General features: G+C 71.2%; 20 protein-coding genes. 10 read left to right on the top strand and 10 right to left on the bottom strand.

From position 1 onward, the window contains the following. Both KXR53_RS22255 and KXR53_RS22250 read right to left on the bottom strand, forming a co-directional pair. Positions 1-615 (bottom strand): HD family hydrolase, encoded by a 615-nt coding sequence (locus KXR53_RS22255; RefSeq protein ID WP_437377465.1) that lies wholly within the window; start codon positions 613-615, stop codon positions 1-3. Between the two features lie 188 nt (positions 616-803). Beyond that, positions 804-1,058 (bottom strand): hypothetical protein, encoded by a 255-nt coding sequence (locus KXR53_RS22250; RefSeq protein ID WP_437377464.1) that lies wholly within the window; start codon positions 1,056-1,058, stop codon positions 804-806. 64 nt (positions 1,059-1,122) lie between these two features. On the opposite strand from KXR53_RS22250, the gene KXR53_RS22245 reads away from it, so the two are divergent. Then, positions 1,123-1,287 carry a hypothetical protein gene (locus tag KXR53_RS22245; protein ID WP_437377463.1) on the top strand — a complete coding sequence of 55 codons (165 nt, stop codon included), beginning with the start codon at positions 1,123-1,125 and terminating at the stop codon, positions 1,285-1,287. A 137-nt stretch (positions 1,288-1,424) separates the two neighbouring features. Here KXR53_RS22245 and KXR53_RS22240 read toward each other — a convergent pair whose 3' ends face one another. Genes KXR53_RS22240 through KXR53_RS22230 form a run of 3 tightly spaced genes read right to left on the bottom strand, consistent with a single transcriptional unit; the run spans position 1,425 to position 4,082 of the window. Next, positions 1,425-2,171 carry a pseudouridine synthase gene (locus tag KXR53_RS22240; RefSeq protein ID WP_437377462.1) on the bottom strand — a complete coding sequence of 249 codons (747 nt, stop codon included), beginning with the start codon at positions 2,169-2,171 and terminating at the stop codon, positions 1,425-1,427. Then, positions 2,168-3,211: a class I SAM-dependent methyltransferase gene (locus KXR53_RS22235; RefSeq protein WP_437377461.1), complete on the bottom strand. Its 1,044-nt coding sequence runs from the start codon at positions 3,209-3,211 to the stop codon at positions 2,168-2,170. Before KXR53_RS22235 ends, KXR53_RS22240 begins: the two co-directional genes overlap by 4 nt. 40 nt (positions 3,212-3,251) lie before the next feature. Beyond that, complete coding sequence (locus tag KXR53_RS22230) at positions 3,252-4,082, bottom strand: IclR family transcriptional regulator (RefSeq protein WP_437377460.1); 831 nt, start codon at positions 4,080-4,082, stop codon at positions 3,252-3,254. Between the two features lie 223 nt (positions 4,083-4,305). Here KXR53_RS22230 and KXR53_RS22225 point away from each other — a divergent pair, with 223 nt between their 5' ends. From KXR53_RS22225 to KXR53_RS22190, 8 genes are all read left to right on the top strand, one after another. Further along, positions 4,306-5,379, top strand: a complete 1,074-nt coding sequence (locus KXR53_RS22225; RefSeq protein WP_437377459.1) for an ABC transporter ATP-binding protein — start codon at positions 4,306-4,308, stop codon at positions 5,377-5,379. Next, the gene (locus KXR53_RS22220) at positions 5,376-6,236 is read left to right on the top strand and encodes an ABC transporter permease (protein WP_437377458.1); all 861 of its coding nucleotides are present in this window, start codon (positions 5,376-5,378) and stop codon (positions 6,234-6,236) included. Before KXR53_RS22225 ends, KXR53_RS22220 begins: the two co-directional genes overlap by 4 nt. 7 nt (positions 6,237-6,243) lie before the next feature. After that, complete coding sequence (locus KXR53_RS22215; protein WP_437377457.1) at positions 6,244-7,038, top strand: ABC transporter permease; 795 nt, start codon at positions 6,244-6,246, stop codon at positions 7,036-7,038. Between the two features lie 14 nt (positions 7,039-7,052). Beyond that, positions 7,053-7,343, top strand: coding sequence for a (2Fe-2S)-binding protein (locus tag KXR53_RS22210; protein WP_437377456.1), 291 nt, complete (start codon positions 7,053-7,055; stop codon positions 7,341-7,343). Next, a complete protein-coding gene (locus KXR53_RS22205; protein ID WP_437377455.1) occupies positions 7,340-8,713 on the top strand; it encodes an FAD-dependent oxidoreductase in 1,374 nt (457 codons plus the stop codon). The genes KXR53_RS22210 and KXR53_RS22205 overlap by 4 nt, the downstream gene beginning before the upstream one ends. A 217-nt stretch (positions 8,714-8,930) precedes the next feature. Further along, positions 8,931-10,070: an NAD(P)/FAD-dependent oxidoreductase gene (locus tag KXR53_RS22200; protein ID WP_437377454.1), complete on the top strand. Its 1,140-nt coding sequence runs from the start codon at positions 8,931-8,933 to the stop codon at positions 10,068-10,070. A 25-nt stretch (positions 10,071-10,095) separates the two neighbouring features. Beyond that, positions 10,096-11,148 carry an ABC transporter substrate-binding protein gene (locus KXR53_RS22195; protein WP_437377453.1) on the top strand — a complete coding sequence of 351 codons (1,053 nt, stop codon included), beginning with the start codon at positions 10,096-10,098 and terminating at the stop codon, positions 11,146-11,148. Between the two features lie 110 nt (positions 11,149-11,258). Beyond that, a complete protein-coding gene (locus tag KXR53_RS22190) occupies positions 11,259-12,026 on the top strand; it encodes an alpha/beta fold hydrolase (protein WP_437377452.1) in 768 nt (255 codons plus the stop codon). 2 nt (positions 12,027-12,028) lie between these two features. Here KXR53_RS22190 and KXR53_RS22185 read toward each other — a convergent pair whose 3' ends face one another. Continuing rightward, positions 12,029-12,877: a class I SAM-dependent methyltransferase gene (locus tag KXR53_RS22185; RefSeq protein WP_437377451.1), complete on the bottom strand. Its 849-nt coding sequence runs from the start codon at positions 12,875-12,877 to the stop codon at positions 12,029-12,031. 142 nt (positions 12,878-13,019) lie between these two features. Here KXR53_RS22185 and KXR53_RS22180 point away from each other — a divergent pair, with 142 nt between their 5' ends. Then, entirely contained in the window at positions 13,020-15,020 is a 2,001-nt protein-coding gene (locus tag KXR53_RS22180) for a tetratricopeptide repeat protein (protein ID WP_437377450.1), read from the top strand. An 18-nt stretch (positions 15,021-15,038) separates the two neighbouring features. Here KXR53_RS22180 and KXR53_RS22175 read toward each other — a convergent pair whose 3' ends face one another. The 4 genes from KXR53_RS22175 to KXR53_RS22160 form a co-directional block, all read right to left on the bottom strand. Continuing rightward, a complete protein-coding gene (locus KXR53_RS22175) occupies positions 15,039-16,250 on the bottom strand; it encodes a CHRD domain-containing protein (RefSeq protein WP_437377449.1) in 1,212 nt (403 codons plus the stop codon). A gap of 111 nt (positions 16,251-16,361) precedes the next feature. Further along, positions 16,362-19,013 carry a beta strand repeat-containing protein gene (locus KXR53_RS22170; RefSeq protein ID WP_437377448.1) on the bottom strand — a complete coding sequence of 884 codons (2,652 nt, stop codon included), beginning with the start codon at positions 19,011-19,013 and terminating at the stop codon, positions 16,362-16,364. A 220-nt stretch (positions 19,014-19,233) separates the two neighbouring features. Continuing rightward, complete coding sequence (locus KXR53_RS22165; protein ID WP_437377447.1) at positions 19,234-20,481, bottom strand: glycerate kinase type-2 family protein; 1,248 nt, start codon at positions 20,479-20,481, stop codon at positions 19,234-19,236. A gap of 118 nt (positions 20,482-20,599) precedes the next feature. Continuing rightward, a complete protein-coding gene (locus KXR53_RS22160) occupies positions 20,600-21,688 on the bottom strand; it encodes a hypothetical protein (RefSeq protein WP_437377446.1) in 1,089 nt (362 codons plus the stop codon). Positions 21,689-21,793: the final 105 nt, after the last annotated feature.

The following is a 21,793-nucleotide window of genomic DNA, read 5'->3' as shown; positions in this document are numbered from 1 at the left end:
TCAGCCGGCCGCTGTCTTCAGCCGCCCCAGCTCGACCAGGAACCGCTCCGCCGCCAGGTCCGGTGCCCAAGGCTCCCACGGCGTGCCGCCATAGATCGGCTGCAGCGGATCGTCGTCGATCGGGCGGAACCGGATCTTCAGCACCCGCGAGACCTCGTCACGGGTCCAGCCGACGACATGGATCGCCTCGCTGGCCGCGGCGACCCGGTCGGCCCGCTTGTGGAAAGCCTTCTGCTCCGCCGTCCAGCGCGGCAGGCCGTAGCGCTGGAACACCGCATCCTCAAGCCGCGCGGTCAGGGCACGGAACTCCTCGCCCAGAAAGGGCTTGATCACCGATAGCGGGTCGAAGCCGAGCAGCCCTTCATCGGCGTCGTGCAGCAGCTCGCGCAGCTCGGCCAGGGGCGACAGAGGGGCCGGCGCCCAGGCGCGGCACAGCGCCAGAACCGCCAGCGAATGCTGAGCGACCGAGAGCGGCAGCGGCCAGGCCGAATGCCCGCCCCAGCGATAGGTCCGGGCGAGGCCCAGCGCCAGATCGCGGTCGTCCCAGTCGAAGGGAGTCGGATTGAGCAGGTCGAGCCGCTTGCCCGACGGCAGCCGGACCCAGGCCCGCGCCATCGCCGTCCGTCCTTCCCAGCGCATCCGTTCCCCTCGATCGCCCGACCATGCTGACTCCCGGGTAGCACCGTACCGACGGGCTGTCATCCGCGGTCGGTGCGGAAAGCCGTTCCAGACCGCGGGCAAGCGAAAGCCGGCGGGCCGCGTCGGCGGCCGCCGGTTCGATCGAGAACTGTGCTCGGAGAAGGCTAGAGCTTGATGCCGCTCGGCTGCGCCTGCCGCGGCGCCCAGTTGCGCACGACGGAACTGGCCGGACCGTAGCGACGGGCGAATTCAGCCTGCGACAGGTGCAGCCCGCGGCACAGCATCTCGGCCCGCAAGGCCGCATGCACGCGCGACGGGCGGGGCATGGGGGCTTCGGCCGGACGGTCCACTTCCGCGATCTCCCTCATCGGGACCACAGCGCCGGTGTCGTTCGCGGCCTTGGGCGGAAGGGGAACCATCTCGTGTTCATCCGCCCGAAGCGGGGCCGGGCTCGACCTGGGACGCCTGCGGTGCTGACCAGCCATGGCGGTTCCTCCAGCAGCTTTTGTCATTGCGGCCCTTGGCAGCCCCGAAAGCCTGCCGCGCGCCGTGTTCTCGCAGGAGAAGATCGATCACTGCATGTTCATCGGCGATGCGACGGATCCTGTGAAGCGCATCGACATCGGGGAACGGATGCCAAACCGATAAGCACACGGGCCGGCGGGGCTGACGGCAATATCTGTTTGCTGCCCCGCGGTCGATCTCCGACCTGCAGGGTCGGCACTCTGCGCCAGTGAGGGCGTGCCGACAAGGAAAATCATCAATCAGGACATAATATTACATTCCTATGACGCTCCGGTACCTGAACCGTCGAACATATGTTCAGGATCCGTCACCTTGAACACTGACGCCACCTCGGCCTGGTCCAGGAGCCGCCATCGGCCTTCAGCCAAATCGCCGAGGCCGAGGCCGCCGATGGCGATCCGGTGCAGCGCCTCGACATGGTTGCCGACAGCCGCGAACATCCGGCGGATCTGATGGTAGCGGCCTTCGGTCACGGTCAGCCGGGCCCGGCGCGGCCCCAGCGGCTGCAGCACCGCCGGCTCCAGCGGTGTCGTCTCCGACCGCAGCATCAGCGTGCCAGAAGCGAAGACCGCCGCTTCCTCCCCCGTCAGGTCGCGCGCCAGCGTGGCCTGGTAGACCTTCGGGATCCGGCTCTTCGGCGAGATGATCCGGTGCAGCAGCGGGCCGTCATCGGTCAGCAGCAGCAGGCCGGTGGTGTCGCGGTCGAGGCGCCCGACCGGGGCGATGATCGGATTGCGCAGGCGGAAGCGCGGCGGCAACAGCTGATAGACCACGCGGCCGGGATCGCTGGTCGAGCAGGTGTAGCCGGCCGGCTTGTGCAGCATCAGCACGGCGCCCGGCGGCGGGTCGAGCGGCCGGCCGTCGACCCGGACCGCCTCGTGCTCCGGCTGCGCCTCGGCTCCGAGCGGCCGGCCCTCGGCATCGGTGACGCGGCCGTCGCGCAGCATCGCTTCGACCTGCTTGCGGCTGCCGTAACCGAGATTGGCGAGGCGGCGGACCAGCTTCATCGCGCCCCCTTCGCCGCTTCGATCACCTTGTAGGCACCGTCATCGGCGACGCGGCGGACCATGGTGAAGGCCTGCTCCAGCGCCGCCTCGTAGGGCAGATGCCGGTTCGCCACCAGCCACAGCCGCCCCTTCGGCCGCAGCGCCGCCGCCGCGGCGGCGATGAAGGCGCGGCCGAGATCGTGGCGGTCGGCCCGCCCGCCCTCGTGGAAAGGCGGGTTGGTGACAATGAAATGGTAGCGTCGGCCCGGCATCAGCCCGGCGGCGACGTCGTGCCAGAGGAAGTCGAGCTCTGCTCGGCCGGCATAGGGTTCGAGATTGCGGCGTGCCAGCTCCAGCGCTTTGGCCTCCGCCTCGTAGAGGTCAAGCGCCGTCACCTCCGGGCAGCGCTCCAGCACCTCGGCGGCGAGGAAGCCGAAGCCGGCCCCGAGATCGGCGCCGCGGCCCTTCAGGTCCGACGGCAGATGCGCGGCCAGCAAGGCGGAGCCGGGATCGATCCGGTCCCAGGCGAACAGGCCGGGGCGGCTGAGGAAGCGGCCGCCCGCCACCGGCCGCGGCGCGTCCAGCGCCGCCCATTCGGCGCGCAGGGCGGGATCGCCCGTGTCGTCACTCGGCTGCGCCCAGAACACACGGCAGCGGTTCTTCGACCGGCTCTCGACCGGGCCGGCCAGACGGGCCAGATCCTCCTCGACCGAGCGAGCCCCGTCGGTGTTGGCCAGGCTGGCCACCACCGTCCCGCCGGGTTCGGCCTGGTCCAGCGCCCGGGCCAGCAGTGCCCTCGCCGCCTCGCGCTGCCGCGGCGGCAGCACGAGGACCAGCGGGAACCGGCCTTCGACCCGGGTCGAGACCGCGAGCCCAGCCCGCTCCAGCGCCGCGGCCTGCGGCCGGAAGCTCTGCTCGCAGGCCAGCGCGGGCGAGGCGAATTCGGCCAGGGCGGCGCCCGCGCGGGCGCCGAGGAACAAGGCCCGGTCCTCCGCGGGCCAAGCCAGGGCCCCGGTCCGGAACGGCAGGAACAGGGTGTCGAGCGCGGGATCGTCGGTCATGCCGGCCCTCCCTGGCATATCGACGCTGAAAACGGAAGCGTCACCCTCCGCGCGAGGCGCTGCCCAATAGCTGCGCCGGCCGGCGCAGCGCCGGGTCGAAGGGGTTGAGGCGCGGGCCGATCGCCGCCGCCTCGCGCTTCAGGATCTCGACCACGGTCGGCAGCCGGTCCTCGCCCAGCCGCTCCGAGATCGTGCCGATGCTGAGTGCCGCCACCGCCCGCTCCTCACGATCGAGGATCGGCACGGCGACGCCGCCCATGCCGGGGAAGACGAAGTCGCGCCGGGCGGCGAAGCCGGTCTCGCGCGCCTTGGCCATCTCGGTCCGCAGATAGACCTCGTCCATCATGAAGCTCTGGCCGATCAGGCGCGGGACGTTGAAGCGGATCACCTCCTCCCGCTCCGCCTCCGGCAGGAAGGCCAGGATCACCAGCGCCCCCTGTCCGACCCCGAGCGGCACCCGGCCGCCGATGTCGCCGGTGAAGGAGCGGATCGGGAACGGCCCCTCGCAGCGGTCGAGGCACAGCGCGTCGAAGCCGCTGCGCACCAGGAGGAACACGGTGTCGCCGAGCATGGCGGAGAGGCGCTGCAGCACCGGTCGGCACAGGTCGCGCAGGTTGCCGGGGTTCCCGGCCCGCGCTGCCAGGGCGAAGAACTCGATGCCGAGCCGGTAGAGCCGGCTGCGCCCGTCCTGCTCCACCATCCCTTCCGCCTGCAGCGCCTGCAGCAGCCGGTGAACGGTCGCCTGGGTCAGGCCGGTGGCCTCGGCGATGCGGATCAGCTTCGCCCCCTCCCCGCCCGCCTCGGCCAAGGCACGCAGAATGGCGAAGCCGCGCTGCAGGCTCTTGACCGGGGCTTCGCTCTCTTTCGTCATTTCCGGAAACTCCAGATCAGTATCGACGCCAATGATTCCGACATATGGAATTAAAATGATAATACCTCCTATAAAACGGAATGTCTCCTTGACTCTCCGCTTTGAAAGGGTGTTCTGAAAAGACGCGCCGGCGCCTTTCGTTCCACGGAAGCCAAGATCGGCGGGGCCGATGCGCGGCAGCGCGGAACGGCCGGACATCGACAGGGATGCCAGGGAGCCGGCAGTGACCTTTCTCCGTCTCGAGCGGATCTCGAAGCTCTATGGCGACGTCGCCGCGGTCGCCGATCTCGACCTGACCGTGGAGCGCGGCGAGTTCGTGTCGCTGCTGGGCCCGTCCGGCTGCGGCAAGACCACGACGCTGCAGATGATCGCCGGCTTCGTGCCGGCCACCACCGGGCGGATCGTGCTGGACGGGCAGGACCTCACCCGGGTGAAGCCGAACCGCCGCGGCCTCGGCGTGGTGTTCCAGAGCTACGCCCTGTTCCCGCACATGACCGTGGCCGACAACATCGCCTTTGGCCTCGAGATGCGCGGCGCACCAAAGCCGGAGCGGGCGAAGCGGGTGGCCGAGGCGCTGGCGCTGGTCCATCTCGACCATCTCGCCGGCCGCTATCCGCGGGCCCTGTCGGGCGGGCAGCGCCAGCGCGTCGCCCTGGCCCGGGCGCTGGTGATCGAGCCGCCGGTGCTGCTGCTGGACGAGCCGCTGTCGAACCTGGACGCCAAGCTGCGCGAGGCGATGCAGTTCGAGCTGCGCCAGATCCAGCGCCGCACCGGCACCACCACGATCATGGTCACCCACGACCAGGCCGAGGCGCTGTCGATCAGCGACCGGGTGGTGGTGATGGAGCACGGCCGCATCACCCAGATCGACCAGCCCTACCGGATGTACGAGCATCCGCGCAGCCGCTTCATCTCCGACTTCGTCGGCAAGGCCAATCTGCTGGACGGGGTGGTGGCCCAGGCCGGCGCCGTGGCGCGGGTGACGGTCGGCGCCTCGACGCTGGAGGTGCCGGGCGATGGCCTGGCCGCCGGCGCCCGGGTGCTGCTGTGCCTGCGGCCGGAGAAGCTGACGCTCGGCGCGCCCGGCACCGGCCGGCTGCCCGGCACGGTGTCGCGCCGCTACTTCCTGGGCAGTCAGTGGCTGTACCACCTGGACAGCCCGGCCGGCGAACTGCTGGCCGCGGCGCCGAACCTGGGCGGCGAGCCGCTGGCCGAGGGCGCCCAGGCTGGCATCGACTGGGCGCCCGGCATGATCCGGGTGCTGCGCGACGCCGAGGCGGCGGAGGCGGCCCCATGAGCGCGGCGGCAGGGAGCCGCCTGGCCCCGGCGGCGATGGTGCTGCCGGCGACGATCCTGTTCGCCGGGCTGGTGCTGGCGCCGCTGGCGCTGACCCTGATCCTGTCCTTCCGCGTCTACGACCACGCCACCGGCGTGCAGGACGCGCTGACCCTCGGCCAATACCTGACGGTGCTGACCGACCCCTACTATTACGAGATCTTCCTGCGCACCTTCCGCCTGTCGGCCCTGACCACGCTGATCTGCATCGTGGTCGGCGCGCCCGAGGCCTATGTGCTGAGCCGGATACGCAGCCCCTGGCGGTCGATCTTCCTGCTGGTGGTGCTGGCGCCGCTGCTGGTCTCGGTCGTGGTCCGCGCCTTCGGCTGGAGCATGCTGCTGGGCCCGACCGGGCTGGTGAACGAGGCGCTGATCGCCCTCGGCATCGGCCGCGTCCGGCTGCTCTACACCGAGACTGCGGTGGTGGTGGCGCTGGTCCACATCATGCTGCCCTTCATGGTCATCCCGGTCTGGACCTCGCTGCAGAAGCTGGACCCGGCGGCCGAGCAGGCGGCGCTGTCGCTGGGCGCGTCGCACGCCACCGTGCTGCGCCGGGTGGTGCTGCCGCAGATCCTGCCCGGCCTCCTGTCCGGCAGCCTGATCGTGTTCGGCCTCGCCGCCAGCTCCTTCGCCATCCCGGGGCTGCTCGGCGGACGGCGGCTGAAGATGGTCGCGACCGTGGTCTATGACGAATACCTGAACTCGCTGAACTGGCCGCTGGGCGCCGCCGTCGCGGTGATCCTGCTGGTCGCCAACCTGGCCATCATGCTCGGCTACAACCGGATCGTCGAAGGACGGTACCGGAAGAGCCTCGGGTGAGGCGGCGATGTCCCGCAACGGCCCCCTCGCCCTGGTCTTCCACACGCTGGTCGTGGCCTTCATGCTGGCGCCCCTGGTGATCGTCTGCCTGGTCGCCTTCACGCCGGAGAACACACTGGGCCTGCCGACCGCCGGCGCCTCGCTGCGCTGGTTCGAGGCGGTGTTCCACCACCCCGATTTCCTGCAGTCCTTCTGGAACAGCCTGGCGCTGGCGACCCTGTCGGCGACATTGTCGACCGCGATCGCGGTGCCGGCCGGCATCGCCATCACCCGTTATCCCTTCCCTGGTCGTGACGCGCTGAACGCGCTGTTCCTGTCGCCACTGTTGATCCCGCATCTGGTGCTGGGCGTGGCGCTGCTGCAGCTGTTCTCGCGGCTCGGCGCCGCCGGCAGCTTTTTCTGGCTGGTGCTGGCGCATTGCGTGGTGATCACGCCCTATGCGCTGCGGCTGGTGATCGCTGCCCTGGTCGGCTTCGACCGGTCGACCGAGCAGGCGGCGGCGTCGCTGGGCGCGAGCGCCTTCACCGTGTTCCGCCGCATCACCCTGCCGATGATTCTGCCCGGCGTCGCCGGCGGCTGGCTGCTGGCCTTCATCAACAGCTTCGATGAGCTGACGATGTCGATCTTCGTCACCTCGCCCGCCACCGTCACCCTGCCGGTGCGGATGTACATGTACGCGACGGAATCGATCGACCCGATGATGGCCGCGGTGTCGGCCCTGATGGTCGCCGTCACCGCTGTCGCCATGGTCGTGCTCGACCGCATCTACGGCCTCGACCGCATCCTGGTCGGCCGCCAGTGACCGGATCCTCCACCATGCCCATCCTGATCCGCCTCGCCGAGACCGGCCGGCCCGAGATCCGCTTCCGCCTGGACGGGCGCCCGGCCACGGCACTGGCTGGCGACACGGTGCTGACCGCGATCCTGACCGCGGCCGACCGGCTGCGGCGATCAGAGTTCGGCGGCGCCCCCCGTGCCGGCTTCTGCCTGATGGGCGCCTGCCAGGATTGCTGGGTGGCGACCAAGGACGGCCAGCGCTTCCGCGCCTGCTCCACCTTCATCGCCGAGGGCATGCGGCTGGTCACCGGGCCGGGGGAGGCGGCATGAGCGGCAACATCCGCCCGGTGATCGTCGGCGCCGGCCCGGCCGGCATCCGCGCCGCCCAGGCCCTCGTGGCCGCCGGGCTGCGGCCGGTGCTGGTGGATGAGGCCGCTCGGGGCGGCGGCCAGATCTACCGCCGCCAGCCGGACGGATTCACCCGCGACGCGAAGACCCTCTACGGCACCGAGGCGGCCAAGGCCGAGGTGCTGCACCGGACCATCGACGACCTCGCCATCGACCACCGGCCGAACACGCTGGTCTGGAACATCGAGGCCGGGGCGCTGGACCTGCTGCGCGACGGGCGTGCCGAGCGCCTGCCCTATAGTCATCTGATCCTGGCCACCGGCGCGACCGACCGGATCCTGCCGGTCCCCGGCTGGACCCTGCCCGGCGCCTACAGCCTGGGCGCGGCGCAGGTGGCGCTGAAGTACCAGGGCTGCGGCATCGGCCGGCGCGTCGCCTTCATCGGCACCGGCCCGCTGCTGGCACTCGTCGCCTCGCAGTATCTGAAGGCAGGGGCCCAGGTTGCGGAGGTGCTGGACACGGCGCGGCAGGCCGACAAGCTCGCCGCTCTGCCCGGCCTGCTGCGAGGCCCGGCGGTGCTGGCCAAGGGCTTGCGCCTGATGGCGGCCCTGAAGGCTGGCGGCGTTCCGGTGCGGCACGGGGCCCGGCCGCTGCGCATCCTCGGGACGGAGCGGGTCGAGGGGCTGGTCTGGCACGACGGCGAGCGCGAGCGGCGGATCGACTGCGATGCCGTCGCCTTCGGCTATGGCTTGCGGTCCGAGACCCAGCTGGCCGATCTGGCCGGCTGCCGCTTCCGCTTCGACCCGCTGAACCGCGCCTGGCTGCCGGAGCGCGACGCCGCCGGCCGCAGCAGCGTGGCCGGCCTCTACCTGGCCGGCGACGGCGCCGGTATCGCCGGGGCGGATGCCGCCGAGCTGGCGGGCGAGCGCGCGGCCCTGGCTCTCCTCGAAGACCTCGGCCGGCCGGTCGACACGGCCCGCGCCAGACGGCTGGAGGCGAAGCTGGCCGCGATCGGCCGGTTCCGTCGGGGGCTGGAGCGCGCCTTCCCCTTCCCCGCCGACTGGGCCGCGGCGGCGCCGGACGAGCTGGTGGTCTGCCGCTGCGAGGAGGTGTCGGCCGGCACGCTGCGCGCCACCGCCACCCGCTGGGGCACGCCGGAGCTGAACCGGCTGAAGGCGCTGTGCCGGGTCGGCATGGGCCGCTGCCAGGGCCGGATGTGTGGCGCCGCCGCGGCGGAGATCCTGGCCGCCCATCGCGGCGTGCCGGTCGAGGCGGTGGGACGGCTGCGCGGCCAGGCGCCGGTCAAGCCGATCCCGGTCGCGATCGAGGACGCGCCGGAAGAAGCGGCGTGATGGATACCATGACCGACTCGTTCAAGCGCCTGCACCAGCCCCCTCACCCTCCCATTCGCTGTCGCGAATGGGCCCCTCCCTCTCCCCGAGGAGAGGGGAAGACTATCGGCGCCCGACACCTCTCCTTGGGGAGAGGTCGGAAATCCGCAGGATTTCCGGGTGAGGGGGCGGCTCAGGCCCATCCCCTTCCGCGCCACCCGCTGGTCCGGAGCGCCGCATGACCGCGACCGAGCGGATCACCACCGACGTCGCCATCATCGGCGGCGGCATCGCCGGCGCCGCCGCGGCCCTGGCGCTGCGCCGCATGGGCATGCCGGTGCTGCTGCTGGAGCGCGGCTTCTGCGGCGCCCAGGCCAGCGGCGTGAACTATGGCGGCGTGCGCCGGCAGGGCCGGCCGCCGGAGCAGATCCCGCTGGCTCAGCGAGCGCATGCGATCTGGCAGCGCCTGCCGGAGGTGATCGGCATCGATGGCGAATACATCCGCTCCGGCCATCTGAAGCTGGCGCGCAGCGAGGCCGACCTGGCGTCGCTCGAAGCCTATCAGGACCGGGTGCGCGACCTCGGCCTCGGGCTGGAGATCGTCGCCGGCAGAGCCTTCCGCGCCCGCTGGCCCTGGCTGAGCGACCGCGCTCTCGCCGGCTCCTGGTGCCCGGGCGACGGCCACGCCAATCCGCGGCTGGTGTCGCCCGGCTTCGCCCGCGCCGCGCGCAAGGCCGGGGCCGACATCCGGGAGAACACGGCGGTGCGGGAGGCGATGGGCGATGGCGACGGCTTCCGCCTGCTGGCCGGCGACGGGCTGGAGGTGCGGTGCCGCATCCTGCTGAACTGCGCCGGCGCCTGGGCCGGCCGCTTCGCCGCCGCCTTTGGCGAGCCGGTGCCGCTGGTCTCGGCCCATCCGAACATGGCGGTGACCGAGCCGCTGCCGCGCTTCATGGACGTCAACATCGGGGTCGAGGGCGGCGGCATCTACGCCCGCCAGGTCGAGCGCGGCAACTGCGTCATGGGCGGCGGCCGCGGCTTCGCGCTGGATGCCGACCGCGCCCGGCCCGGCCGCTCCGCCATCGGCTCGTTGCTGCGCCAGGCGGCGGAGCTGTTCCCGGGGCTGCGCGGCGCCCAGGTGATCCGGTTCTGGAGCGGCGTCGAAGGCGACACGCCCGACCGCAACCCGGTGCTGGGGCCGAGCCGCACCACCCCGGGGCTGATCCACGGCTTCGGCTTCTCCGGCGCCGGTTTCCAGATCGGGCCGGCGGTCGGCGAGGTGGCGGCCGAGCTGGCGCGCGACGGCCGCAGCACCACCCCGATCGAGGCGTTCGACATCGGGCGCTTCGCCACCCAAGCGGCGACCACCGCCGCGTGACCAACACCAAACAGGAGAGCGCGGAATGAAGACACAGGGACGGATCCGGGCGGGGCTGCTGGCGACCGCGGCGCTGCTGGCCTCGGGCGCCGCCATGGCGGAGACCAAGACCCTCTACATCGGCATGAACGGCGGCGACATGGAGCGCGCCTTCACCCAGCACGTTTTCCCCGAGTTCGAGAAGGCCAACGACGTCAAGGTCGTGGTCGTACCCGGCACCTCGTCGGAGGTCCTGGCCAAGGCGCAGGCGGCCAAGGACAATCCGCAGATGCATGTGATGTTCCTGGACGACGGGGTGATGATGCGGGCGATCGGCATGGGCCTGTGCCAGAAGACCGAGCCCGACCCGGTGCTGGACGAGCTGTTCCCGGCCGCCCGGATCAAGGACGACATGGCAACCGGGGTGACGCTGGGCCTGACCGGCCTCGGCTACAACACCAAGATGTTCAAGGAGGAGGGCTGGCCGGCCCCGACCTCCTGGATGGACCTCGCCGACCAGAAGTTCGAGGGCAAGGTCGTGTTCCAGTCGCTGTCGAGCAGCACCTACGGGCTGCACGGCTTCCTGATGTTCAACCGCATCCAGGGCGGCAGCGAGGCGGATGTCGAGCCCGGCTTCGCCAAATGGGGCGAGAGCATCGGCCCGAACGTGCTGGAGTACATCCCGAGCTCGGCCAAGCTGTCCGAGATGGTGCAGACCGGCGAGGCCGCGGTCTTCCCGCTGACGCCGACCGCCGTTGCCGGCATGCAGGACAAGGGCATCCCGGTGGCCTATGCCCAACCAAAAGAAGGCGGCGTGCTGCTGATGGTGACGCAGTGCGTCATCGCCGGGAACACCGAGCCGGCCCTGGCCCAGAAGCTGGCGCACTATCTTCTGAGCGCCAAGGCCCAGGCGGCGGCCCTGGAATACGGCAACCAGATCCCGTCCAACAGCAAGGCCGAGGGCGCGACCCCGGAGGCGAGCAGGATGCTGTCGGACATCCGCGGCTATCTCGAGCACGCGGTCACGGTCGACTGGGACCAGATCAACGCCCATCGGCCGGAGTGGAACGACCGCTGGAACCGGACGGTGGAGCGGTAGGAAGGCCCTCCCCACCAAAACGTCCTCGCGAGGTGTGAAGCGAACCGCATTGCCAGCGCGGCGAGGGCGTGGCAATCCGGCGCGGCCGACCCGCAGGAGGACAGCAGCGCATGACCGACCTTCCCGTCCGTCAGTTCCGGGGCCGCGACGGCGTCGATCTCGCCTATCGCGAGATCGGGGAGGGCCGGCCGCTGGTGCTGATCCACGGCTTCTTCTCGACCGCCACGGTCAACTGGCTGCGCTACGGCCACGCCGCCGCGATCGCGGCGCGGGGCTATCGCGTGATCATGCCGGACCTGCGCGGCCATGGCGACAGCGCCAAGCCGCATGACGCTGTCGCCTACCCGCCCGACATCCTGGCCGATGACGGCTTCGCCCTGGTCGAGCATCTCGGCCTCGCCGACTACGATCTCGGCGGCTATTCGCTGGGCGGCCGGACGGTGGTGCGGATGCTGGCGCGCGGCGCCGCGCCGGCGCGGGCGATCATCGCCGGGATGGGGCTCGACGGCATCGTCAGTGCCGGCGGCCGCAACGCCTATTTCCGCCGCATCCTGACCAATCTCGGCAGCTTCCAGCGCGGCTCGCCGGAATGGATGGCGGAAGCCTTCCTGAAGACGGTCGGCGGCGACCCGGAGGCGCTGCTGCAGGTGCTCGGCACCTCGGTCGACACGCCGCGCGAGGCGCTGGCGCGGATCACCGCGCCGACCCTGGTGGTGGCGGGCGCCGAGGACGACGACAACGGCTCCGCCGCGGCGCTGGCGTCCGCCCTGCCGAACGGCCGCCACGTCGCGATCCCCGGCAACCACATGAGCGCGGTCGCGAAGCCGGAGCTGGGCGCGGCGATCGCCGAGTTCCTGGGGGATGCGCCGCGGGGCTGAGGTCACGCCTTGGTGACGACGACCTCGAGATACTCGCTGGGCACGACCATGGAGCCGTCGCCGCTCCGGTTGAACCGGTCGATCAGGGCGACGAGATCGGCCTCCAGCGCCGCCTGTCCCGCCGGTGGCAGCGCCGCGAAGGCCTTCAGCACCGGGCCGTAATAGGTCTTGAAGACCTCCAGCCAATGCCCCGGCGAGCGGTACCGGAACACGAAGTGCCGCTGCGCCGAGGCGACCGACGCCGCCCGCGCCGAGAACAGCTCCGCCAGCCGCTCGCGCGTGCCCCACAGCGCCGGTGACCGCGTGCCGGCCGGCGGCGGCAGGTGCCGGCCGATGGTCTTGAACAGCTGGCCGATGAAGCCGTCCGGTGTCCAGTTGGCGAGGCCGATCCGGCCGCCACGCCGGCACACCCGCAGCAGCTCGGCCGCGGCCCGATCCTGGTCCGGGGTGAACATGACCCCGAAAGTGGACACGACGACATCGAAGCTTTCGTCGGCGAACGGCAGGGCCTCGGCGTCGGCCTCCCGGAACTCGATCGGCAACCGTTCGGCCTCGGCGCGCTCGCGGGCCCGCTGCAGCAGCGCCGGCACATAATCGGTCGCGACCACGTCGCACCAGCGCCGTGCGGCGGCCAGGGCGACATTGCCGTTGCCCGCAGCGACATCCAGCACGGTCTGGCCGGCACGGAGGTCGAGCGCCTCGCACAGCTGCTCACCGACGATCTGCAGGGTCGTGCCGACCACGGCGTAGTCGCCGGAGGACCAGGCTCCCTGTTGGCGGGCCTTCACAGCCGAGAGGTCAGGTTGAGCGGGCGGCGGGTTCTGAGTCATGCTTTCGCTGGCGGTGGCCATGATCGTTCTCCATGGGGCCGTCGGCCCAAGGGGTCCGCCCCCGCGGGATGCGGTGGCGGTCGGCCCTGACGTGCGCGGGCCTGGATCGCGATGACGAGCGTAGCCGGCTCGCGTGGAGGCGAGCGTGGGTGGTGGCGTGGGAATGCCCGAGGAATCCGCCAAGCCGGACCGGACCGGCCCGCCGATCGAGCTGCGGCTGCTGGGGCCGATGGCCGTGCGCCGGCACGGCGTGGCGGTGGCGCTGCCGGCGTCGCGCAAGACCCGCGCCCTCCTGGCCTATCTGGCGATGGCGCCGCATCCGGTCGGCCGCAGCCAGCTGTGCGAGCTGCTGTGGGACGGACCCAGCGATCCGCGCGGCGAGCTGCGTTGGTGCCTGAGCAAGATCCGCGGCCTGGTCGACGAGCCCGGCCGGCACCGGGTCGTGGCCTCGGCGGACGCCATCCGGCTCGAGCTCGCGGATGGCTTCGTCGACGCCGTCGAGATCGCCCGGGCGGCGCAGCAGGGCATCGCGGCGATCGCGCCGGAGCGGCTGCGGGCGATGACCGCGCTGTTCGCCGGGGAATTCCTCGAAGGGCTGGAGATCGAGCACAGCCCCGGCTTCACCAGTTGGCTGGCGGCGCAGCGCCGCCGGTTCCGCGGCTGCCGCGCCGCCCTGCTGGAGCACCTTGCCACCGGCGATGAGGACGAGGAGCGGCTTGGCCATCTCGAGGCATGGCTGGAGCTGGCGCCGTTCGATCCGCGCGTGCACGCATTATTGCTGGCGGAGCTCGCTCGCCGCGGCCGGATCCGTGAAGGGGAGGCTCATCTCGCGGCGACAGTCCGGCAGTTCGAAGCCGACGGACTTGACGCCGCGCCGTTGCGCGAATCCTGGCGGGCGGCGCGGGCGCGGCGTGCCGAGCCCCCCAGTGCCGCGTCGGCCGCCACCCCGACCGAAGCCGTCGGCGACGTCGCCGGCATCCGGCGCGCGTCCATCGCAGTGATGCCCTTCGCCGACCGATCACAGGCGGCGACACCTCCGGGCAGCATCGCCGACGCCCTGGCCCATGACGTCACCGTCCGGCTGGCCAAGCTGCGGAGCCTGTTCGTCATCGCCCAGGGCACGATGTTCGCTCTGCGCGACCGGCACGTCGGGGCGGAGGACGCCGGCCGGATGCTGAATGTCGACTACGTCGTCAGCGGCTTCGTCGAGCAGCAGGGGCCGCGCCTGACCGTAGCCGCCGAGTTGGCCGAGACGCGGACCGCCCGGATCGTCTGGGCCGAGATCTTCAACCACAGGCTGGACGATGCCTTCCTGGTGCTCGAGGAGATCGGCAACCGGATCGTCGCGGCGATCGACAGCGAGATCGAGACGATCGAGCGCAACCGCGCCATCCTGCGGCCGCCCAACTCCCTCGACGCCTGGGAAGCGCATCACCGCGGCCTGTGGCACATGTACCGCTTCACCCGGGCCGACAACGACCAGGCGCGGCACTTCTTCCAGGCCGCGCTGCGCCAGGACCCGACCTTCGCCCGGGCCCATGCCGGCCTGTCCTTCACCCATTTCCAGAGCGCTTTCCAGGGCTGGGCCCCGCGTGGGCCGGAGGTCGACCGGGCCTTCGAGGCCGCCGGTCGGAGCCTGATGGCGGACGACCGCGACCCCACCGCGCATTGGGCCATGGGCCGGGCGCTGTGGCTGCGCGGCGAGCACCACCAGGCCATCGTCGAGCTGGAACAGGCCATCGAGTTGAGCCCGAACTTCGCCCAGGGCCACTATACCCTTGCCTTCGTCCACTCCCAGACCGGCGATCCAGGCACCGCCATCGCCTCCTCCGAGCGGTCGCGCCGACTCAGCCCCTTCGACCCGATGCTGTTCGGCTTCCTCGGCGCCCGCGCCATGGCGCTGGTGCGCCTCGGCCGGTTCGACGAGGCGGCCCATTGGGGGGTGAAGGCGGCCGCCCGACCAAACGCGCATGCGCAGATCCTGGCGATCGCCGCGCTGTCCCTGGCGCTGGCCGGCCGGACGGACGAGGCGCGCGGCCATGTCACCGCGATCCGCCGGGCGCTGCCGCACTATCGCGTCGACGATTTCCTCACGGCCATGCAGTTCGCCCCCGAGGACCAGCGCCTGTTCCGTGAGGCTGCAAAGCGCATCGGACTCGACTGACCCGGCCCCGGCCGGTCCCTACAGCACGAAATCGCCCACGGCCAGGGCGTGGTCGGACAGCACGACGATGGCGATGTCGGGCGTCTTGTCGCCGTCGGTGTCGCCATAGACCGCCTGGTAACCCTCGGGGATGGCCACCACCCGCAGCTCTCCGGCCGTGCCGGTGAAGCCGCCGGTGCCGAAGACGAAGGCGGTGTCGCCCGCGCCGGAGCCGTTGGCGTCGATCGCCGACAGGTCGATCCTGTCGCCGGTCGTGAAGTCGTTGATCGTATCGCGGCCTGCGGCCGCCACGGTGCTGTCGGCCGTGCTGCCGTAGGCGAAGCTGTCGGTGCCGGCGCCACCCTTCAGCGTGTCGGCGCCCGCGCCTCCGGTGAGCACGTCGTTGCCGCCGTCGCCCCACAGCCCGTTAGCGCCGGCATTGCCGGTCAGCCGGTCGTTAAAGGCCGAGCCGAACAGCTGCTCGATGCCGGTCAGATTGTCACCGGCCGCGTCGCCGCCGGTCGCCGTCCCGGCGCCGAGACTGACCGTCACCGCAGCCGTGCTGCTGTCGTAGACCGCCGTGTCGATGCCGGCACCGCCGGCAAGGGTGTCGCCGCCGGCCTCACCGATCAGGATGTCGTTATCGGCCCCGCCGGTCAGGCTGTCGGCGCCGCCGCCCCCGCGCAGATTGTCGTCGCCGCCGAAGGCATCGATGACGTCGGCGGCGCCGGTGCCGACGAATCTGTCGTCATTCTCGCTGGCGCGGGTGACCAGCTGCCCGCGGATCGCGCCGCCACCGAACTGGGCGGTGTGGATGTTGAAATAGAACGAGACGTCGTTCGGGCCGGTCCCCGCCTGCAGCGCGGCGACGATGTCGGCCGGCAGCGGATCGCTGTCGGTGGTCTCCCAGACGCCGCTGATCGTGACCGAGCCGTCGCCGTTCTCGACGATGGTCAGGTCGTCGTCATCGTCGGTCACGGCCCGCGGCAGGATATCGAACACGACCCCGCCGTTGCTGCCGCGGGCCTGGGCGTGGATGTGCATCAGGGTGGCGTCGTCGAGAGGATCCGCCGTCCGCCCGACGCCGTCGATCAGCTCGCCGAAATCGATACCGGCGGAGACCGTGACCGAATAGGTCATGGCGGTGCCCGCCGTGTTCAGGCTCACCGTCGCCACGCCGGTCGCGGTCTCGGTGCTGCCCGTCCCGACCTCCTGGGACGAGTCCAGATTCGCTGTAAAGGTGGTGGTCATGGCGAATCTCCCCTTTCCCCATGTTGCCTCGGGGACTGTTCGGTTCGACGCGCCTGCCTGTTTCGCCCCGGACCGCCGCCAACGGCAGCGGTCCGGGGTCGAGAGGCCTTTCTAGAGCAGGAAATCCGCCGCAGTGAGAGCGTGGTCGGAGATGACGTTGATGGCGAAGTCCGGCGCCTTGTCGCCGTCGACATCGGCATAGACCACCTGGATCGCGCCCGCCGTCACCACCCGCAGCTCGCCGCCGTCGCCGGTGAAGCCGCCGGTGCCGAAGGTGAAGGCGGTGTCGCCGTTGGCCGAATTGCCGTCGGCATCGATCGCCGACAGGTCGATCCGGTCGCCTGTCGCGAAGTCCGCGATGGTGTCCTTGCCGAGGCCGGAGACGGCGCTATCAGACAGGGCGGTATAGACGAAGCGGTCGTCGCCGGCGCCGCCCTTCAGCGCATCGCCGCCGCCACCGCCGGTGAGCACGTCGTCGCCAGCCCCGCCCCACAGCGTGTTGGCGTTGGCGTCGCCGGTCAGCACGTCGGCCAAGACCGAGCCCAGCACCTGCTCGATGCCGGACAGGGTATCGCCCTCGGCATCCCCTCCGGACACCGCCCCGGTGGCGAGATCGACCGTCACCCCGGCGGCCGAGCCGGCGTAGCTGACCGTGTCGGTGCCGGCGCCGCCGGTCAGGACATCGGCCCCGGCCGCCCCTTCCAACAGATCGTTGCCGTCGCCGCCGTCGAGGCTGTCGGCCCCGGCGCCGCCATAGAGGACATCGTTCCCGGCCTCGCCGAAGACGGTGTCGTTCTCGCTGCCGGCATCGACCGAATCGGCACCGATGCCGCCATGGATGGTGTCGATCCCGGCCCCGCCGACGAGCCGGTCGTTGCCGTCGCCGCCATCGAGGCTGTCATTGCCCGCCTCCCCGGCCAGGACATCGTCGCCGCCATTGCCGACGAGGGTGTCATCGCCGAGCTCGCCGCCGATGATGTTGCGGGCATTGTTGCCGGTGAGCTGGTCGTTGTGGCTGGATCCGTACAGGTTCTCGATGTTGGTCAGCACATCGCCCTGGGCGTCGCCGCCGGAGGCGGTGCCGGCCAGCAGGTTGACTGCGACCGCCGCGGCCGAGCCCTGGTAGTTGGCGAAGTCCGAGCCGTTGCCGCCGTTGATGGTGTCTCCCCCGGCTCCGCCGCGGAGCGTGTCGTCGCCCGCCCCGCCGCCGAGCGCGTTGGCGCCGGCGGAGCCGTAGAGATGGTCGGCCTGGGCCGACCCGGTCACGTTCTCGATCGCCGTCAGCGTGTCGCCCTGGGCGTCGCCGCCGCTGCCGGTGCCGGCCGCCAGGTCAATCGTCACCCCGGCGGCCGAGGCCGAGTAGTCCGCCGTGTCGGTGCCGTCGCCGCCGAGGAGCTGGTCCGCCCCGGCGCCGCCGGTCAGCTGGTCGGCGCCCAGCCCGCCGGTGAGAATGTCGTCGCCCGCCAGCCCGTCGATGGTGTCGTTGCCGTCTGAGCCGATCATGCGATCGGCCCCGGCCGAGGCCGCCAGCGAGATGCGGAACACGTCGAAGCCGGTGCCGTTGGCGTCGGTGCCCGCCCCGACATTGGTCGCCTGCGTCTGGAAGGTGACATAGCGGCCATCGGCCGAGATCGAAGGCGTGTTCGAGAGATCATTGAGCTGCGACCCGTCGATGCCAACGGAGAGTCGCGTCACCGTGCCCGTCACCAGGTCCTTCAGGAAGATGTCGCGGACGCCGTTGGTGTCGCCCTGCACCAGGTTGCTGGCATTGCTTTGGAACACGACGAAGCGGCCATCGGCAGAGATCACCGGCTGGAGCGACTGGTCGTTCGCCTGGCTGCCGTTGGTGGCGGTGGAGACGCGGGTGGTGGTGTTGGTCTGCAGGTCGCGGACGAAGACGTCGCCGAAGCCATTGCTGTCGCCTGCGACCAGGTTGGTTGCGTCGCTCTGGAACACGACGTAGCGGCCGTTGCCGGAGATTGAGGCGCCGGAAGACGCGCCGTCGCCCGACCCGCCGCCGGTGGAGACGGAGACGAGGGTGGTGGTGCCGGCGGCGATGTCGCGGACAAAGACATCTCCAACCGCGCCGTTGCTGTCGTTCGCGGTCAGGTTGCTGGCGTTGCTGACGAAGGAGACGCAGTTGCCGTCCTCGGACAGGCGGGCCACGAAGGACGCCCCGTTCGACTGCGAGCCGTCATTCGCCACCGAGACGCGGGTGACCGCGCCGGTCGCCAGATTCTTGACGAAGATGTCGCCGACACCGTTGCTGTCGCCGGCCACCAGGTTGCTGGCGGTGCTCTGGAACCCGATGAAGGCACCGTTGCCGGTGACATCCACATTCTGCGACGCGCCATTGGCCTCGCCACCGGCGGAGGTGGTCGAGACCCGGGTGGTGACGCCCGTCTGGGTGTCCCGCATGAAGATGTCCAGGACACCGTTGGCGTCGCCGCCGACCAGGTTGGTCGCGGTGCTGCTGTAGAACACGAACCGGCCGTCATCGGTGATCGCCGGCACGCTGGAGACGTTGTTGCCTTGCGTCCCGCCGGTCGCCGTGGAGATCAGCGTCGTGGTGCCAGTCTGCGTGTCGCGCAGGAAGACGTCGAAAAAGCCATTGGCGTCGCCGGCGACCAGGTTGGTCGCGGTGCTCTGGAACACGACGTAGCGGCCATCGGCCGACATCAGGCCGCCTGTCGCGATGTTGTTGGCGGCATTGCCGCTGCTGTCGACTGAGATCCGGGTGATCGAGCTGGCGTTGACAGTCATGACGGAAAACCTCCCCATCAAATCTGTTGTCGATGGCGCCCGTTGGCGGGGCTGCACCGTCGGGAAAATCAGGAGGAAAACAAAATCGTACGAATAGCAGTGATACGAGTAATGAACGTGGGTTCACACACCGGGCCTCAGGGTTCTACACGCCCCCGCCTAGTTCCGACGATCGTCCAGGACTTAAGTCAGTTCCGGCATATCCGGCAATGCAGCCAGACTAGCGCACCAGGATCGCGCGGAAGTCGTTGACGTTGGTCAGGGTCGGGCCGGTCACCACCAGCCGGTCGAGCGCGGCGAAGTAGCTATAGGCGTCGTTGTTCGCCAGGAATTCGGTCGCGACCAGCCCCTGCTCTCGCCCAAGGGCCAGCATCGTCGCGTCGATCCAGGCGCCGGCATTGTCCTCCGACCCGTCGATGCCGTCGGTGTCGCAGGCGATGGCGGCGATGCCGGGACGGCCCTGCAGCTGGATCGCCAGCGCCAGCAGGAACTCGACATTGCGGCCGCCCCGCCCCTGCCCCTTCACCGTCACCGTGGTCTCGCCGCCGGACAGCAGCACGCAAGGCCGCGCCGCCGGCTGATCGTGCCGCGATACCTGCTCGGCGATACCGGCCAGGACCCGCCCGACCTCGCGCGCCTCGCCCTCCAGCGCGTCGCCCAGGATCAGGGGCGTCAGGCCCAGCTCCCGCGCCTTCGCCGCCGCCGCCTCCAGCGCCATCTGCGGCGTCGCCAGCATGTGCAACTGCTGCCCCGGCGGCAACTCGGCCGGGGCAGCGTTGGTGCGGACCGCGCGCTCCACCGGCTCCGGCACAGCGATCTCGTAGCGGCGCAGGATGGCCAGCGCCGTCTCGGGATCGGCGCCGCCGGCGACCGTGGGACCGGATCCGATCACCCCCGGCTCGTCGCCCGGCACGTCGGAGATCAGATAGGTGACGACCCGCGCCGGCGCCGCGGCCGCGGCCAGGCGCCCGCCCTTGATCGCGGACATCGCCTTGCGCACCGCGTTCATCTCCTGGATCGGCGCGCCGGAGCGCAGGAGGGCCTTGTTGATCGCCTGCTTGTCTTCGAGGGTCAGCCCCTCGGCCGGCAGGGACAGCAGGGCCGAGGCGCCGCCCGAGATCAGGCAGACCACCAGGTCGTCCGGCCCGGCGGCGCGGGCGAGGTCGAGGATGCGGCCGGCGGCGGCCCCGCCGGCCGCGTCCGGCACCGGATGCGCAGCCTCGACCACCTCGATCCGTTCGGTCGGCGTGCCGTGGCCGTAGCGGGTGACGACCAGGCCTTCGCAGGGATGCGGCCACAGCGTCTCGAAGGCCCGCGCCATCCGCGCCGCGCCCTTGCCGGCGCCGAGCACGATGGTGCGGCCCTTCGGCGGCTCCGGCAGCAGATGCCGCATCCGCGTCTCCGGATAGGCGGCGCTGAGCGCGGCCTGGAACAGGGCCTCGAGGACGGCGCGGTCGGACGCGGACATGGAGGCCCCTTCTCTCCGGATGCGGCTGCGGGCGCCCATCCAAGGCGAGGATCGGCCGCGGTTCAAGAGCGAATCGCAGGCGAGCGGCGGTGGATGTTCCACGCTGCGGAAAAGCGCCTCAGAGCCCGATCCGCTCCGCCTCGAAGGGCACCGTCAGCGCCGGGCCGCCGGCGATGCGCAAATCGAGCCCGGCGGCGCCGTGGCTGATCGCCTCGACCCGGTCCCAGCCCGGCTCGGCCGGGATGGCGCCGAAGGCGTAGGCGATCTCGACCCGCCCTGTCGGCTCCAGGGCGATCGCGGTCGGGTAGCCCTCGGCGTTCAGCGGGTTCGGCCCGGCCGAGGCGCGGTGGCCGAGATGCAGGTACATGCAGCCCTCCTCGACCCCCAGCACATGGCGGTGCCGGCCGGAGAAGGGCGGGTAGTCGCGGCCGCCATTGCTCATCCACAGCATGGTGAAGGGCAGGCGCCGCGGGTCCTTGAGGCCGAAGAACAGGAAGCCCTCGCGCGCCGCCAGCGCCGCCGACCAGCCGAGCGGCGAGCCCGGCGCCTCGGCGAGCAGCACAATGTCCTCATGGCTCTCGGCGAAGGGGTAGCGCGAGGCGTCAACCGTGCGCCCGTCGGCCAGGCGCAGGGCGTCGAGCCCGGCGAAGCGCTGCGGATAGTGCAGCACCGACCGGCCGCGCGCCGGGTCGGGCTCGACCGGGGTCGGCGGGGTGGTGCCGAAGGCCTTGGGCGAGAAGCTGAGCGCCGCCCCGCCCGGCGCCCGGATCATGGCGTGATGCGCCATCGGCAGCGCCCCGGCGCCGCCCTCGAACACGTGGCGCTGATAGACGATCGGCTGGCCGCGGCGCAGCGTGATCGCCTTGCGCACGGTGGCACCGAACACCTTTTCCTGCAGGGTGAAGCGCGCGGTGACGCCGCCCGCCTCCTCGTCGATGCCGTCGAGGTCCCAGTGGCCGTTGGCGGTCCAGCCATGGCCGGGCGCGCCGTCCAGGTCGCTGTCGGCGAAGGGGGCGCAGAAGAAGTCGCCGGCCAAGTTGCGCAGCCCGAGCGGGATGTCGGCCGGCAGCGCCTCGCCGCTGTCGATCCACGGCGCCCGGTGCAGCGGCCGGATCTCCCGCCCGTTCCAGCGCATCACGACGTCGTGCAGATGCCCGCCCGCCGGGTTGAACACGATCTGGACCGTATCGACACCGAACTCGATCATCGTCTTCTCCCGGATGGCCTGACAGCGGGGTAGCATCGATGCCGCGGCGGCGCGAGCGTGTAAACGTCAACATCGGAGCGATTGCAGCCGTCGGGGATTCCGGCG

The organism is Inquilinus limosus (assembly GCF_051487185.1).
Lineage (GTDB): Bacteria > Pseudomonadota > Alphaproteobacteria > DSM-16000 > Inquilinaceae > Inquilinus > Inquilinus limosus_F.
The sequence above is the reverse complement of the archived record's forward strand: the minus strand, read 5'-3'. Positions and strand labels throughout refer to the sequence as shown.